This is a genomic window from Serratia marcescens (assembly GCF_001902635.1).
GTDB classification, from domain to species: Bacteria; Pseudomonadota; Gammaproteobacteria; order Enterobacterales; family Enterobacteriaceae; genus Serratia; species Serratia marcescens_F.
The window spans coordinates 13,577-29,032 of record NZ_MJAO01000020.1 but is presented as its reverse complement, the minus strand read 5'-3'; the positions used below and the strand labels follow the sequence as shown (position 1 = coordinate 29,032).

Sequence of the window (15,456 nt, the reverse complement as noted above, 5' to 3'; positions counted from 1 at the left end):
TATGAGTCCTGAACGCTATGCGCGGATTTGTGAAATGCTCGCGACCCGGCAGCCGGATTTGACGGTCTGCCTGGAGCAGGTGCACAAGCCGCATAACGTCTCCGCCATTATCCGTACCGCCGACGCCGTCGGCGTGCATCAGGTCCACGCCGTGTGGCCCACCACCCGCATGCGCACCCTGGTTTCCTCCGCTGCCGGCAGCAACAGCTGGGTCAGCGTTAAAACCCATCGCACCATCGGCGACGCGGTCAGTCACCTGAAAGCCCAAGGAATGCAAGTTCTGGCCACCAATCTGTCTGCCCGCGCGGTCGATTTCCGCGAGGTGGACTACACCCGGCCAACCTGCGTGCTGCTCGGCCAGGAAAAAACCGGCATCACCGAAGAAGCGCTGGCGCTCGCCGATCAGGACATCGTCATTCCGATGATCGGCATGGTGCAATCGCTTAACGTCTCCGTGGCCTCCGCGCTGATCCTGTATGAAGCGCAGCGCCAGCGGCAGAACGCCGGCCTGTATCGCCGCGACAACAGCATGCTGGACGAAGAAGAGCAGCAGCGTCTGCTGTTCGAAGGCGGCTACCCGGTGCTGGCCAACGTGGCCAAGCGCAAAGGGCTGCCGCGCCCGCAGATCGACGAGCAGGGCCAGGTGGTCGCCAGCGCCGAATGGTGGGCGGCCATGCAAGCGACGGTGCGCAAATGAAAGGCCGCCTGCTGGATGCTGTCCCACTCACTACGCTTTCCGGGGTTGGCGCCAGCCAGGCGGGCAAACTGGCCAAGATCGGCCTCGACACCATTCAGGATCTGCTGCTGCACCTGCCGCTGCGCTACGAAGACCGCACCCGCCTCTATCCGATCAACGATCTGCTGCCGGGCATCTACGCCACGGTAGAAGGGGAAGTGCTGCGCAGCGACATCAGCTTCGGCCGCCGCCGCATGTTGACCTGCCAGATCAGCGACGGCACCGGTATCCTCACCATGCGGTTCTTCAACTTCAATGCCGCGATGAAGAACAGCCTGGCCACCGGCCGCCGCGTAACCGCCTACGGCGAGATCAAACGCGGCAACCACGGCGCGGAGATCATCCATCCGGAATACCGCATTCAGGGCGAAACCAGCGAGGTGGAGCTGCAAGAGTCGCTGACGCCGGTCTACCCCACCACCGAGGGGGTGCGGCAGGCCACGCTGCGCAAACTGACCGATCAGGCGCTGGAGCTGCTGGATACCTGCGCCATCGCCGAACTGCTGCCGCCCGAGCTGAGCGGCGGCCTGATGAGCCTGCCACAGGCGTTGCACACCCTGCACCGCCCGCCGCCGGATATCCAGCTGACGGATCTTGAACTGGGCAAACATCCCGCGCAAAGACGCCTGATCCTCGAAGAGCTGCTGGCACATAACCTCAGTATGTTGGCGGTGCGCGCCGGCGCCCAGAGTTACCAGGCGCAGCCGCTGCTACCGGACGATCGGCTGAAAAACCGTTTTCTCGCCCAGCTACCGTTCTCACCGACCGGCGCGCAGACGCGCGTGGTGGCCGACATCGAAGCCGACATGCAAAAAGACTTCCCGATGATGCGGCTGGTACAGGGCGATGTCGGCTCCGGCAAAACGCTGGTGGCGGCGTTGGCAGCGCTACGCGCCATCGCGCACGGCAAGCAGGTGGCGCTGATGGCGCCGACCGAGCTGCTGGCCGAGCAGCACGCCAACAATTTCCGCCAGTGGTTCGAACCGCTGGGGCTGGAAGTCGGCTGGCTGGCCGGCAAACAGAAAGGCAAGGCGCGCATCGCGCAGCAGGAAGCCATCGCCAGCGGCCAAGTGTCGATGGTGGTCGGCACCCACGCCATCTTCCAGGAACAGGTACAGTTCAACGGCCTGGCCTTGGTAATCATCGATGAGCAGCACCGTTTTGGCGTGCATCAGCGGCTGGCGCTGTGGGAGAAAGGCGAAGAGCAAGGCTTCCACGCCCATCAGCTGATCATGACCGCCACACCGATCCCACGCACGCTGGCAATGACCGCCTATGCCGATCTTGATACCTCGGTGATCGACGAGCTGCCGCCGGGCCGCACGCCGGTGACCACCGTCGCCATTCCTGATACTCGCCGCGCCGACATCATTCAACGGGTGAAGAGCGCCTGTCTGGAAGAGGGGCGGCAGGCTTACTGGGTGTGCACGCTGATCGAAGAGTCCGAGCTGCTGGAAGCGCAAGCGGCGGAAGCCACCTGGGAAGAATTGAAAGCCGCGCTGCCGGAGCTGAAAGTGGCGCTGGTGCACGGCCGCATGAAAGCGCAGGAAAAGCAGGCGGTGATGCAGGCGTTTAAACAGGGCGAGCTGCAGCTGTTGGTCGCCACTACGGTGATCGAAGTCGGCGTCGACGTGCCGAACGCCAGCCTGATGATCATCGAAAACCCGGAACGGCTGGGCCTGGCGCAGCTGCACCAGCTGCGCGGCCGCGTAGGACGCGGCGCCGTGGCCTCGCACTGCGTGCTGCTGTACAAAACGCCGCTGAGCAAGACCGCGCAAACGCGCCTGCAGGTGCTGCGCGACAGCAACGATGGTTTCGTCATCGCGCAGCGCGATCTGGAGATCCGCGGCCCGGGCGAGCTGCTGGGCACCCGCCAGACCGGCAGCGCCGAATTCAAGGTGGCGGATCTGCTGCGCGATCAGGCGATGATCCCCGACGTGCAGCGCGTCGCTCGCCATCTTCATCAGCACTATCCGGAGCACGCCCAGGCGCTGATCGAACGCTGGCTGCCGGAGAAGGCGCGTTACTCCAACGCATAAAAAAGGGCGCCGCAGGCGCCCTCTTCTTTTATCACTCGCGATATCACCCCACCGCCGGGAACACCGGCAGCAGCAGATACAGCTTGATGACGATGGCATTGGCGATATCGATAAAGAACGCCCCCACCATCGGCACCACCAAAAACGCCACGTGCGACGGGCCGAAGCGATCGGTGATCGCCTGCATGTTGGCGATCGCCGTCGGCGTGGCGCCCATGCCGAAACCGCAGTGGCCGGCGGCCAGCACCGCTGCGTCGTAGTTTTTGCCCATCACCCGGTAGGTGACGAAGATCGCGTACAGCGCCATCACCAGAGTCTGCACCGCCAGGATCGCCAGCATCGGCAGCGCCAGCGAGGCCAGCTCCCACAGGCGCAGGCTCATCAACGCCATCGCCAGGAACAGCGACAGGCTGACGTTGCCCAGCACCGACACCGCCCGCTCGAACACGGTATAGAAGCCGGTGAAAGCCAGCGTGTTGCTGAGGATCACCCCGACGAACAGCACGCAGACGAAATTCGGCAGCTCAAACACCGTGCCGCTCAGCAGGCCGGCAATCAGTTGCCCCAGGCTCAGACAGATGGCGATCATGGCGATGGTTTCGATCATCACCAGCGAGGTGATAAGGCGACCGCTTTCCGGCTTCTCGAAGCCGCTCGGCTGCACGCTGTCTTCCGGCGTGCCTTCCGGCGTAGAGGAGTGTTTAACCAGATAGCGCGCCACCGGGCCGCCGATCAGGCCGCCCAGCACCAGGCCGAAGGTGGCGCAGGCCATGGCGACTTCCGTGGCATTTTCAAAGCCGTAGCGCTCGATGAACAGCTTACTCCAGGCGGCCCCGGTACCGTGGCCGCCCGACAGGGTGATCGAACCGGCGATCAGGCCCATCAACGGATCCAGCCCCAGCATTTTCGCCATGCCGATGCCGATGGCGTTCTGCACGATCAACAGCCCCAGCACCACGAACAAGAACACCAGCAGCACCTTGCCGCCGGCGCGCAAACGCGCCAGGTTGGCGTTCAGGCCGATGGTGGCGAAGAAGGCCAGCATCAGCGGGTCCTTCAGCGACATGTCAAAACTGATTTCCCAGTTGACGAACTTTTTCAGGGCTAACAGCAGGAGGGCCACCAGCAAACCGCCGGCGACGGGCGCGGGAATAGTATATTTTCGCAGCAGAGGAATGCTTCTGACGCACTTGCCCCCGAGGAGCAAAACCAGCGTCGCCGCGACTAACGTGCCATAAGTATCAAGATGAAACATCCAGGTACTCCATGTAAGGGAAAAGATCCAAATAAAAATAATAAGTTATAGAAACCACTTAGTTTTTAAACTTGATGAGTGCAGGATTAAAAGTAAAAAACGCTGAGATGACAAGAGAAAATGAATGAAAATGCGACATAAACGCGAAAGTCGGCAACATAATATTTGCACGCAACCGTTTGCTTTTGCGGGGCGGCGCATTAAAATGCCTGCTTTGCCGTATCTGGAAACGCCACACCATGAGCATGTCATCCTCCGAGCTTGATGCCGCGCGCCAAGCCTCCTCTGAACCCCGCGCCAGCGAACTGATTTATCGCCTGGAAGATCGCCCGCCGCTGCCGCAAACGCTGTTTGCCGCCGGCCAGCATCTGTTGGCGATGTTCGTCGCGGTGATCACCCCGGCTCTACTGATTTGTCAGGCGCTGGGCCTGCCGGCGCAGGATACTCAGCACATCATCAGCATGTCGCTGTTCGCCTCCGGTCTGGCTTCCATTCTGCAAATCAAAACCTGGGGGCCAGTGGGCTCCGGGCTGCTGTCGATTCAGGGCACCAGCTTCAACTTCGTTTCGCCGCTGATCATGGGCGGCCTGGCGCTGAAAAACGGCGGCGCCGACGTGCCGACCATGATGGCCGCACTGTTCGGCACCCTGATGGTCGCCTCCTGCACCGAAATTCTGCTGTCGCGCGTGCTGCACCTGGCGCGCCGCATCATCACCCCGCTGGTCTCCGGCATCGTGGTGATGATCATCGGTCTGTCGCTGATTCAGGTTGGCCTGACCTCGATCGGCGGCGGCTACGCCGCGATGAACGATCACAGCTTCGGCTCGCCGAAAAACCTGCTGCTGGCCGGCGCGGTGCTGGTGGTGATCATCCTGCTGAACCGCCAGCGCAACCCATACCTGCGCGTGGCTTCGCTGGTGATCGCCATGGCGATCGGCTACCTGCTGGCCTGGGCGATGGACATGCTGCCCGCCGACGCACCGGCGGCCCCAACGGCGGCGATCACCATCCCAACGCCGCTCTATTACGGCCTGGGCTTCGACTGGAACCTGCTGCTGCCGCTGATGCTGATCTTTATGGTCACTTCGTTGGAAACCATCGGCGACATCACCGCCACTTCTGACGTCTCCGAACAGCCGGTCAGCGGGCCGCTGTACATGAAGCGCCTGAAGGGCGGCGTGCTGGCCAACGGCCTGAACTCGATGCTGTCGGCGGTGTTCAACACCTTCCCCAACTCCTGCTTCGGCCAGAACAACGGTGTGATCCAGCTGACCGGCGTCGCCAGCCGCTACGTCGGCTTCGTCGTGGCGCTGATGCTGATCGCGCTGGGGCTGTTCCCGGCGGTGGCCGGCTTCGTGCAGCACATTCCCGAGCCAGTGCTGGGCGGTGCGACCATCGTGATGTTCGGTACCATCGCCGCCTCGGGCGTGCGCATCGTGTCGCGCGAGCGCCTGAACCGCCGCGCCATCATGATCATGGCACTGTCGCTGGCCGTCGGCATGGGCGTATCCCAGCAGCCGCTGATCCTGCAGTTCGCGCCGGACTGGCTGAAAACCCTGCTCTCTTCCGGCATCGCCGCCGGCGGCATTACCGCCATCGTGCTGAACCTGGTGTTCCCGCAGGAACACGAGAAAAAGTAACCCGCCCATTGACGTTCAAACGGCCGCTTGCGGCCGTTTTTTATTGTCTATCAGACCATTGCCCTTGAGATGCCCGGCCAATTGCGGCATAAACAGGGTATCTTTTTTGACCGATGCGGATGTAGACGATGAAATTTATCGGAAAGCTGTTGCTGACGTTGCTGCTGCTGATCGCGCTGGCGGTGGTGGTGCTGTATCTGGTGGGGCAAACCCGCTGGGCGGCAGGCCGCCTGAGTGCCTGGATCAGCGGCAACAGCGAATACCGCCTGTCGATAGGAAAAATCACCCATTCGTGGCACCAGCCGGACCAGATCGGTCTGGAAGATGTGCACCTGGCGCGCAACGGTCAGCCGCAGGCGCTGGTCGCCAAACGCGTCGATCTCGGCCTCAGCCTGCGCCAAATCACCGAACCGCGCTATTTCCACAGCGTCACGCTGCGCGACGGCACGCTGAACGTGCAGCCGCAGGCGGCGGCGCTGCCTGTACAGGCCGACGTACTGCAGCTGAGCAACATGGCGCTGCAGTCCAACGATGATGAATGGCAGCTCAACGCGCAGCAGGTCAATGCCGGCATCACGCCGTGGCGCCCGCTGGCCGGCCATCTGCTGGGGGACAACAACCAGTTCCAGTTCAGCGCCGGTTCGATGACGCTGAACGGCATTCCCGCCTCGAAGGTGTTGATGCAGGGGGAGCAGAAACAGGGCCAGCTGCTGTTGAACAACTTCGGCGCCGACCTGGCGCAGGGTGACCTGACCGGCGTGGCCAGCCGCGCTGCCGACGGCACCTGGCAGGTGGAACGCCTGCGGTTGAGCGGCGTGCGCATGCAAACCCCATTGACGCTGGCGGAATTCATGCAGCGCTTCACCACCCTGCCGCCAGTCACCCTCAAGCGTTTCGACCTGATCGATGCGCGCCTGGAAGGCAAGGCCTGGGCGTTTAACGATCTCGATCTGTCGCTGCAAAACGTCAGCCTCGAAAAGGGCGACTGGCACAGCGAGGACGGCTCGCTCAACTTCAACGCCGGCGACATGATCAACGGCGGTTTCCACCTGATCGATCCGATCGCCACCCTGCGGCTCTCCTCCGCCGGCATCGCCATTCAGCAATTCACCACCCGCTGGGAAGGCGGGCTATTGCGCACCTCCGGCAACTGGCTGCGCGCCGGCAAACGCCTGCAGCTGGATGAAGTGGCCATGGCGGCGCTGGAGTACACTCTGCCGACCGATTGGCGCGCGCTGTGGCTGAAACCGCTGCCGGACTGGCTGGCGGAGGTGTACGTCACCAAGCTGACCACCAATCGCAATCTGATCATCGATATCAACCCGGCGTTCCCGTTCCAGATCACCGCGCTGGACGGCTACGGCAGCAACCTGCTGCTGGCGCGCGACCACCAGTGGGGTATCTGGTCCGGCTCGCTGAATCTGAACGGCAGCGAAGCGACCTTCAACAAGATCGACGTGCGGCGCCCTTCGCTTGCGCTGAACGCCGACGCCAACCAGATCAACGTCACCGAACTCAGCGCCTTTATGCCGCAGGGGTTGCTGGAGGCCAAAGCGACCGTCGATCAGCTGCCGGGCAAGCCGTTCCAGCTGACGCTGCACGGCCGAACGGTACCGGTAGACACCTTGCAGCAATGGGGATGGCAGCCGGTGCCGCTGACGGGCGACGGCAACCTTGAGCTTCAGTTGAAAGGGCTGCTGAACAGCGACGGGTCGTTCAAAGCCTCGTTGAAAGGCAATCTGCAGGCCACCGCCGGCGACGGCCAAACGGTGAACCAACAACTGCCGTAATGCACTGCGCGGCCCTCCGTCGGGACAGGGCCGCCGCTTTACTCCTCCAGCGCTTCAGAACCGCCCTGATCCAGCGGCACCTCCGGCTCGGCAGGCAATACCATATAGGTGCCTTCGAACACCGCGCCCTTATCCTCGTCGCCGAACAGATGCACTTCGGCGTGCACGCGCGCGCGGCGGCCACGCGCCAGACGCGCCAGATCGCCGCTCAGCGAGCCGAGATCCGCCACCGCCCGTGGCCTGCCGGTGATCGGCTTGCTGTAGCGAATATGCGCGTCCGCCAGAATGATAGTGCCGCCGAGATGGCGCTCGCGCAGCAGCAGCCAAATCAGCCCCCAGGCGGTCAGCGTCGCCAGTGAGAACAGGCTGCCGGCGAACAGCGTATGGTGTGGATTCTGGTTGCCGATCTCCGGCATGGTGGTAACGAAACGCTGGCCGGTGTATTGACTAATGCGCACGCCCATCTTTTCGCTCAGCGGGATATGTTCATACCAAGCCTGCTGCAGTTGGCCGCACCAGTCGGGACGATGCAGGATATCGTCCAGCGTTGCCACCGGTTTGATCATCAGAAAGTGGCGGATCGGGGTAGTCTGCGGCGCGGTGATCTCGCCCTGATTGACGAACCCCAGCTTGGCGAAGAAATCCACCGCGTCTTCACGGGCGCTGCACACCACCCGCTTCACGCCCTCCTGCCGCGCCACGGACTCCAGCGTCATCGCCACCAGCGTCCCCAGCCCTTTATCCTGCAACGTCGGATCGACCGCCAGAAAGCGGATTGCCGCCTCGTTGTCGGCATTGATGTACAGTCGCCCGATGGCGACGATTTTACCGCTCTCGTCCACCACCATTTGATGGTGGGCCATGGCGTCATAGGCATCCTTTTCCGAACCCACCGGCTGGTGCAGCGGCTTGCGCAGCATTTCCCAGCGAAACTGGTAATACTCCTGCAGTTCTTGCTCTGTTACGGGTACTCGTAGGTGATACATAGACGCCTGTTCTCCGAATGCTTAGACCTGTAGCCAGAATGTCACCGGACCATCGTTGACCAGCGCCACCTGCATGTCGGCGGCGAACTCGCCGGTCTGGGTCTCTACGCCGCGTTCGCGGCACTGGCCAACAAAATACTGATACAACCGATCGGCTTCCTGCGGCGCTGCGCCGCGCGAGAAGCTGGGCCTCATGCCCTTTTGGGTGTCCGCCGCCAGGGTGAACTGCGAAACGACCAGCACGCTGCCCCCGGCCTGCTGGACGTTGAGATTCATCTTGTCGTTCTCGTCGCCGAAAATGCGGTATCCCAGCACGCGTTCGCACAGGCGCTGCGCTTTTTGCTCGTCATCGCCCTGCTCCACGCCCAATAACACTAACAAACCGGGGCCAATCTTGCCTACCGTCTCACCACCAACCGTTACGCTGGCGTTTAACACCCGTTGAATCAACGCAATCATTACTGCTGCCCTTCTGATTTTTGTTCCTGTTGCTCCGCCTTCTGCCGGCGGTAGTCGCGGTATTCGCCGATGGTCACGGTGATTTCCGCGCCGAGTAACACGATACACCAGCTCCAGTAGACCCACAGGAATAAAATCGGGATCACCGCCAGCACGCCGTAAATCAGCTGATAGGAGGGGAACATGGTGACGTACAGCGCAAACCCCTTCTTACCCAGCTCGAACAGCAACCCAGCCACCAGCGCGCCGATCAGCGCGTCTTTGGGCGGTACCCGCACCGTCGGCACGATGCAATACAGCAGCCAGAAGGAGATCCACGACAGAATAAGCGGGAAGATGCGCAGCACCTGATCCACCAGGCCGTTGACGCCGGTCTGCGCCAGCCAGTTGAGCGACAGCAGGTAGGAGCTGATGGCCATGCTGGCACCCACCAGCAGCGGCCCCAGCGTCAGCACCATCCAGTACACGGCGAAGGAGAAGACGATCGGCCGCTTGTTTTTGCTGCGCCAGATGGTGTTCAACACGCTGTCCACCGAGGAAATCAGCAGCAACGCGGTGACGATCAGCCCGCAGGTGCCGACGGCGGTCATCTTGTTGGAATTGGCGACGAACTGCTCCAGGTAGTTCTGTATGACGTTGCCGGCGGCCGGCACGAAATTGGAAAAAATAAAGCTTTTCAGCTGCTCGCTGATGTCGGAAAACATCGGGAAAGCGGCGAACAGGGCGAACACCACGGTGACCAGCGGCACCAGCGACAGCAGGGAAACATAGGCAAGATGGCCCGCCAACATCGTCAGGCCATCGTGGTCAATGCGCTGGTACAGCAACCGCCCGAAGGTGACGCCGGGCTTAATCGCAGAGGGCAGCGGCTTGCGGCGGAAGAACGACATGGTCACTCCTTGATGTCAGTTGATACGCCTTAAGCTTAACGCGCCCCGCGCTCATTGGGCAAAGTAGGCCGGCACCACGTCGCGATCGGTGACGTGCACCGCCTTGATCCCCAGCGCCTGCGCGGCGGCGACGTTCGCCGGATGATCGTCGAAAAACACCGCATCGGCGGCGGCAACGTTTTCCGCAGCCAGCACGTGCTGGTAAATGTCGGCTTCCGGCTTGCGCATACCGAGATCTTGCGACAGGTAGAGATGATCGGCAGCGGCGGCCACGTCAGGATAGTGCTGCGGCCAGTAGTTGCAGTGCAAGCGGTTGGTGTTCGACAACACCACCACCCGGTGGCCTTCGTTGCGCAGACGCTGCATGATGTCGATCATCTCCGGGCGCAGCGCGACGAATACCGCCTGCCAGCCGGTGGCGAACTGCTCGAAGCTGAGCGCGATGCCCATTTCATCGCACAGTTTGCCGGCGAAGTCTTCGTCGCTGATTTCACCGCGTTCATGCCGCTGGAACACCTCACCCATAGTGAAACGATCGGACAGCACCGCCAACGGCGTGCCGCTCAAATTGCTCCACACGCCCAGCACACGCTTGAAATCGATATCGACGATCACATTACCTAAATCAAAGATATACAGCATAGTCCTCTCCTGATGGGCCGGTGAGATTTCACTGTAGCGGGAAAAGGAACAGCTGAACAGGGAGCGAACGGAAAAGCGCATGGCGCGCCGCACAAACGGGGAACAACAGAGGAAAAAACTCAGGGCGCGAGAACCGCGCCCTAAGCATGGGACACTAAATCAGCGATTACGCTTCTTTAGGACCGCGGCTGGCACGCTTACGATCGTTTTCCGTCAGGTGACGCTTACGGATACGGATCGAGGTCGGCGTCACTTCTACCAGTTCGTCGTCATCGATGAACTCCAGAGCTTGCTCCAGGGTCATTTTGATGGCCGGAACCAGGGTAGTCGCTTCGTCGGTACCGGAAGCACGCATGTTGGTCAGCTTCTTACCGGTCAGGCAGTTGACGGTCAGGTCGTTGGAGCGTGAGTGAATACCGATGATCTGGCCTTCATACACTTCCGCACCGTGGCCCAGGAACAGCTTGCCGCGATCCTGCAGGCCGAACAGCGCGAACGCAACCGCTTTGCCCTGGCCGTTGGAGATCAGCACGCCGTTCTGACGCTGGCCCACTTCGCCCGGACGCACGTCGTCGTAGTGGCTGAAGGTGGAGTACAGCAGACCGGTGCCCGAAGTCATGGTCATGAATTCGTTACGGAAGCCGATCAGACCGCGGCTTGGGATCACGTAGTCGAGACGCACGCGGCCCTTACCGTCCGGATCCATGTTTTTCAGGTCGGCTTTACGCTCGCCCATCGCCTGCATCACGGAACCCTGATGCTGCTCTTCGATATCCAGCGTCACGTTCTCGAATGGCTCCTGCTTGCGGCCATCGATTTCACGGAAGATAACTTTCGGACGGGAAACCGCCAGCTCGAAACCTTCGCGACGCATGTTTTCGATCAGCACCGACAGGTGCAGTTCGCCACGACCGGATACGCGGAAAGCGTCCGCATCGTCGGTTTCTTCAACGCGCAGCGCCACGTTGTGCACCAGTTCCTTGTTCAGACGCTCAAGGATCTGACGCGAGGTCACGTACTTACCTTCTTTACCGCAGAACGGCGAGGTGTTGACGTTGAAGAACATGGTCACGGTCGGCTCGTCGACAGACAGCGCCGGCAGCGCTTCTACGGCGTTGGTATCGCAGATGGTGTCGGAGATGTTCAGCTCGCCCAGGCCGGTGATGGCGATGATGTCGCCCGCTTCCGCCAGGTTGCTGTCAATACGCTCCAGACCCATATGGCCCAGCACTTTGCCCACTTTACCGTTGCGAGTTTTGCCTTCGCTGTCGATGATGGTGACCTGCTGGTTCGGCTTCACTTTACCGCGCTTGATGCGGCCGATACCAATAACGCCCAGGTAGTTGTTGTAGTCCAACTGGGAGATCTGCATCTGGAATGGCGCTTCCAGCTCAACCTGCGGCGCAGATACGTGGTCGACGATCGCCTGGTACAGCGGGGTCATGTCTTCCGCCATATCCGTGTGATCGGTACCCGCGATGCCCATCAGCGCAGAAGCGTAGATGATTGGGAAGTCGAGCTGCTCGTCGGTCGCGTCGAGGTTAACGAACAGGTCGAACACCTGATCCACAACCCAGTCAGGGCGCGCGCCAGGGCGGTCAACCTTGTTGATGACCACGATCGGCTTCAGACCATTGGCGAAGGCCTTCTTGGTCACGAAGCGGGTTTGCGGCATAGGGCCATCCATTGCATCCACAACCAGCAGCACCGAGTCAACCATTGACATCACGCGCTCTACCTCGCCGCCGAAGTCGGCGTGTCCCGGGGTATCCACGATGTTGATGCGGTAGTCTTTCCAATTAATGGCGGTGTTTTTTGCGAGGATGGTAATCCCACGCTCTTTCTCCAAATCGTTGGAGTCCATTACGCGTTCGGTGGCTTCCGCACGCTCTCCGAAAGTACCGGATTGTTGCAGCAGCTTATCAACCAGGGTGGTTTTACCATGGTCAACGTGGGCAATAATGGCGATGTTACGCAAATTTTCGATCACAGCTTTGCCTCAGGCATTAGAAATAGCGCGCTATTGTACACGTATTAAGCGAGGGACTAAACAAGATCACAACCATCTCTTATAAACAACCGCACACCGGTCAGTTTGTGATCCCTTTCACGGTGCAAAAAGCCGCAATCGTTGCACTTTTGCACCATTTCAGTGCTCGCCCTCACCCTTATTGCACCACGTTGGTGCACTGAGCCGCGAATGGTGCATACTGTGGCTGGGTAAAACCCGCGCAGAAAGGCGATAAAAGCCTTTTTTAAAAGTTGGCACGCTTTTCGCTTTAGTCTTTTCAAGGCGAAAAAAAGCCAGTTCCATAGATTCGTTCCACGACGACGACAATGATAAACCGGGAGAGTTAAGTATGTCCGCTGAACACGTTTTGACGATGCTGAATGAGCATGAAGTGAAATTCGTAGACCTGCGTTTCACTGACACCAAGGGTAAGGAGCAACACGTCACTATCCCGGCTCACCAGGTAAACGCCGACTTCTTCGAAGAAGGTAAAATGTTTGACGGCTCCTCTATCGGTGGTTGGAAGGGCATCAACGAATCTGACATGGTACTGATGCCGGACGCCAGCACGGCGGTCCTGGATCCGTTCTTCGAAGAACCTACGCTGATCATTCGCTGCGACATTCTCGAGCCGGGCACCATGCAAGGCTACGATCGCGACCCGCGTTCCATCTCCAAACGCGCCGAAGACTTCCTGCGCTCCTCCGGCATTGCGGACACCGTGCTGTTCGGGCCAGAGCCTGAGTTCTTCCTGTTCGACGACATCCGCTTCGGCAGCAGCATTCGCGGTTCCCACGTGGCCATCGACGACATCGAAGGTGCCTGGAACTCCGGCACAAAATACGATGGCGGCAACAAAGGCCACCGCCCTGCGGTGAAAGGCGGTTACTTCCCGGTTCCACCGGTCGACTCTTCGCAGGATCTGCGTTCCACCATGTGTCTGACCATGGAAGAGATGGGCCTGGTGGTTGAAGCGCACCACCACGAAGTGGCGACCGCCGGCCAGAACGAAGTGGCAACCCGCTTCAACACCATGACCAAGAAAGCCGACGAAATTCAGATCTACAAATACGTGGTGCACAACGTGGCGCACGCCTTCGGCAAAACCGCCACCTTCATGCCGAAGCCAATGTTCGGCGATAACGGTTCCGGCATGCACTGCCACATGTCTCTGTCCAAGAACGGCACCAACCTGTTCGCCGGCGATAAATACGGCGGCCTGTCTGAAACCGCGCTGTTCTACATCGGCGGCATCATCAAGCACGCCAAAGCGATCAACGCCCTGGCCAACCCGACCACCAACTCGTACAAGCGTCTGGTACCAGGCTATGAAGCGCCGGTGATGCTGGCTTACTCCGCCCGCAACCGCTCCGCGTCCATCCGTATCCCGGTGGTCTCCAGCCCGAAAGCGCGCCGCATCGAAGCCCGCTTCCCGGACCCAGCGGCTAACCCATACCTGTGCTTCGCCGCACTGCTGATGGCCGGCCTGGACGGCATCATCAACAAAATCCACCCTGGCGACGCCATGGACAAAAACCTGTACGACCTGCCGCCGGAAGAAGAAGCCGAGATCCCAAAAGTGGCCGGCTCGCTGGACGAAGCTATGGCTGCACTGAACGAAGATCGCGAGTTCCTGACCCGCGGTGGCGTGTTCACCGACGATGCGATCGATGCCTACATCGAACTGCGCAAAGAAGAGATGGACCGCGTCCGCATGACGCCACACCCGGTTGAGTTCGAACTGTACTACAGCGTTTAAGCCCTGCCGCGCCGTCTGCCGACGCGGACGGCGCCCATATTTTTGTTATCGCTTTTTTGTTGCCGTGGAAACTTTCAGCCCATCTTCGGATGGGTTTTTTTCTCCACCGTCTTTTCTGCAAAACTATTCCATACCGCGCCGATCCCGGATGGAGTAGGATAGATGCACTAAAAAGGTGCAGGAGTCTGCTGTATGGCAACTGGCAAGCTGCCCGATGCTGGGCAGATCCTCAATTCACTCATCAACAGCATCCTGCTGTTGGATGACGCGTTGGCGGTTCACTACGCCAACCCGGCGGCGCAGCAACTGCTGGCGCAAAGCTCCCGCAAGCTGTTCGGCACACCGCTGCCCGATTTGCTCGGTTATTTTTCACTTAACGTCGACCTGATGCGTGAAAGCCTGCGCGCCGGTCAGGGCTTCACCGACAACGAAGTGACCCTGGTAGTCGATGGCCGCGCGCATATTCTCTCCCTGACCGCTCAGGCATTGCCGGAAGGCTACATCCTGGTCGAGCTGGCGCCGATGGACAATCAGCGCCGCCTGAGCCAGGAACAGCTGCAGCACGCCCAACAGGTGGCGGCCCGCGATCTGGTGCGCGGTTTGGCGCACGAGATTAAAAATCCTCTGGGCGGCCTGCGCGGCGCGGCACAGCTGTTGGCCAAAGCGCTGCCCGATCCGGCGCTGACCGAATACACCAAAGTGATCATCGAGCAGGCCGATCGGCTGCGCAATCTGGTGGATCGCCTGCTCGGGCCACAGCGGCCCGGCCAACACATTACCCAGAGCATCCACCAGGTCGCGGAACGCGTCTGCCAGTTGGTGTCGCTGGAGATGCCGGATAACGTCACGCTGGTGCGCGACTACGACCCGAGCCTGCCGGAAATGGCCCACGACCCAGACCAGATCGAACAGGTGCTACTGAACATCACCCGCAATGCGCTGCAGGCGCTGGGCGCAGCGGGCGGCACCATCACGCTGCGCACCCGCACCGCGTTTCAAATAACGTTGCACGGCACCCGCTACCGCCTGGCGGCGCGCATCGACGTCGAAGACGACGGCCCCGGCGTGCCGGCGCATTTGCAAGACACGCTGTTCTACCCGATGGTCAGCGGCCGTGAAGGCGGTACCGGCCTGGGATTATCCATCGCCCGCAATCTGATCGATCAGCATTGCGGAAAAATTGAGTTCAACAGTTGGCCAGGCCACACCGAATTCTCGGTCTACCTGCCCATTCGTCAGTGAGGTTTGC

Annotated in this window: 12 protein-coding genes; 6 read left to right on the top strand and 6 right to left on the bottom strand. The window is 60.7% G+C overall.

Features of this window, described 5'->3' with window-relative positions:
- The first annotated feature begins 1 nt into the window (after position 1).
- Both trmH and recG read left to right on the top strand, forming a co-directional pair.
- Positions 2–697: a tRNA (guanosine(18)-2'-O)-methyltransferase TrmH gene (gene trmH / locus BHU62_RS18585; RefSeq protein WP_073533423.1), complete on the top strand. Its 696-nt coding sequence runs from the start codon at positions 2–4 to the stop codon at positions 695–697.
- Positions 694–2,775: an ATP-dependent DNA helicase RecG gene (gene recG / locus BHU62_RS18580; protein ID WP_073533502.1), complete on the top strand. Its 2,082-nt coding sequence runs from the start codon at positions 694–696 to the stop codon at positions 2,773–2,775. Before trmH ends, recG begins: the two co-directional genes overlap by 4 nt.
- A 43-nt stretch (positions 2,776–2,818) precedes the next feature.
- Here recG and gltS read toward each other — a convergent pair whose 3' ends face one another.
- Positions 2,819–4,030, bottom strand: coding sequence for a sodium/glutamate symporter (gene gltS, locus BHU62_RS18575; protein WP_073533422.1), 1,212 nt, complete (start codon positions 4,028–4,030; stop codon positions 2,819–2,821).
- A 239-nt stretch (positions 4,031–4,269) separates the two neighbouring features.
- Between gltS and BHU62_RS18570 the strand changes: the two genes are divergently transcribed.
- Positions 4,270–5,670: a nucleobase:cation symporter-2 family protein gene (locus BHU62_RS18570; protein WP_073533421.1), complete on the top strand. Its 1,401-nt coding sequence runs from the start codon at positions 4,270–4,272 to the stop codon at positions 5,668–5,670.
- A gap of 128 nt (positions 5,671–5,798) precedes the next feature.
- On the top strand, positions 5,799–7,460 hold the full coding sequence (locus BHU62_RS18565) for an AsmA family protein (protein WP_073533420.1): 1,662 nt from the start codon (positions 5,799–5,801) through the stop codon (positions 7,458–7,460).
- A 38-nt stretch (positions 7,461–7,498) separates the two neighbouring features.
- Here the strand turns inward: BHU62_RS18565 and fabY are convergent, their stop codons facing one another.
- The 5 genes from fabY to typA form a co-directional block, all read right to left on the bottom strand.
- Positions 7,499–8,446: a fatty acid biosynthesis protein FabY gene (gene fabY / locus BHU62_RS18560; RefSeq protein WP_073533419.1), complete on the bottom strand. Its 948-nt coding sequence runs from the start codon at positions 8,444–8,446 to the stop codon at positions 7,499–7,501.
- 21 nt (positions 8,447–8,467) lie between these two features.
- The gene (gene dtd, locus BHU62_RS18555) at positions 8,468–8,905 is read right to left on the bottom strand and encodes a D-aminoacyl-tRNA deacylase (RefSeq protein ID WP_073533418.1); all 438 of its coding nucleotides are present in this window, start codon (positions 8,903–8,905) and stop codon (positions 8,468–8,470) included.
- A complete protein-coding gene (locus tag BHU62_RS18550) occupies positions 8,905–9,795 on the bottom strand; it encodes a virulence factor BrkB family protein (protein ID WP_073533417.1) in 891 nt (296 codons plus the stop codon). Before BHU62_RS18550 ends, dtd begins: the two co-directional genes overlap by 1 nt.
- Positions 9,796–9,846: 51 nt before the next feature.
- A complete protein-coding gene (yihX, locus tag BHU62_RS18545) occupies positions 9,847–10,437 on the bottom strand; it encodes a glucose-1-phosphatase (RefSeq protein WP_073533416.1) in 591 nt (196 codons plus the stop codon).
- A gap of 166 nt (positions 10,438–10,603) precedes the next feature.
- Entirely contained in the window at positions 10,604–12,427 is a 1,824-nt protein-coding gene (typA, locus tag BHU62_RS18540) for a ribosome-dependent GTPase TypA (protein ID WP_073533415.1), read from the bottom strand.
- A gap of 370 nt (positions 12,428–12,797) precedes the next feature.
- Here typA and glnA point away from each other — a divergent pair, with 370 nt between their 5' ends.
- Positions 12,798–14,207 carry a glutamate--ammonia ligase gene (gene glnA, locus BHU62_RS18530; protein ID WP_019452181.1) on the top strand — a complete coding sequence of 470 codons (1,410 nt, stop codon included), beginning with the start codon at positions 12,798–12,800 and terminating at the stop codon, positions 14,205–14,207.
- Between the two features lie 192 nt (positions 14,208–14,399).
- Entirely contained in the window at positions 14,400–15,449 is a 1,050-nt protein-coding gene (glnL, locus tag BHU62_RS18525) for a nitrogen regulation protein NR(II) (RefSeq protein ID WP_073533413.1), read from the top strand.
- The last annotated feature ends 7 nt before the right edge of the window (positions 15,450–15,456 follow it).

Bases quoted from the DNA above. Each gene is read 5' to 3' on its own strand.
- gltS (WP_073533422.1), bottom strand. From the start codon at position 4,030: ATGTTTCATCTTGATACTTATGGCACGTTAGTCGCGGCGACGCTGGTT.
- recG (WP_073533502.1), top strand. From the start codon at position 694: ATGAAAGGCCGCCTGCTGGATGCTGTCCCACTCACTACGCTTTCCGGG.
- dtd (WP_073533418.1), bottom strand. From the start codon at position 8,905: ATGATTGCGTTGATTCAACGGGTGTTAAACGCCAGCGTAACGGTTGGT.
- BHU62_RS18565 (WP_073533420.1), top strand. From the start codon at position 5,799: ATGAAATTTATCGGAAAGCTGTTGCTGACGTTGCTGCTGCTGATCGCG.
- BHU62_RS18550 (WP_073533417.1), bottom strand. From the start codon at position 9,795: ATGTCGTTCTTCCGCCGCAAGCCGCTGCCCTCTGCGATTAAGCCCGGC.
- trmH (WP_073533423.1), top strand. From the start codon at position 2: ATGAGTCCTGAACGCTATGCGCGGATTTGTGAAATGCTCGCGACCCGG.
- glnA (WP_019452181.1), top strand. From the start codon at position 12,798: ATGTCCGCTGAACACGTTTTGACGATGCTGAATGAGCATGAAGTGAAA.
- yihX (WP_073533416.1), bottom strand. From the start codon at position 10,437: ATGCTGTATATCTTTGATTTAGGTAATGTGATCGTCGATATCGATTTC.
- fabY (WP_073533419.1), bottom strand. From the start codon at position 8,446: ATGTATCACCTACGAGTACCCGTAACAGAGCAAGAACTGCAGGAGTAT.
- glnL (WP_073533413.1), top strand. From the start codon at position 14,400: ATGGCAACTGGCAAGCTGCCCGATGCTGGGCAGATCCTCAATTCACTC.
- BHU62_RS18570 (WP_073533421.1), top strand. From the start codon at position 4,270: ATGAGCATGTCATCCTCCGAGCTTGATGCCGCGCGCCAAGCCTCCTCT.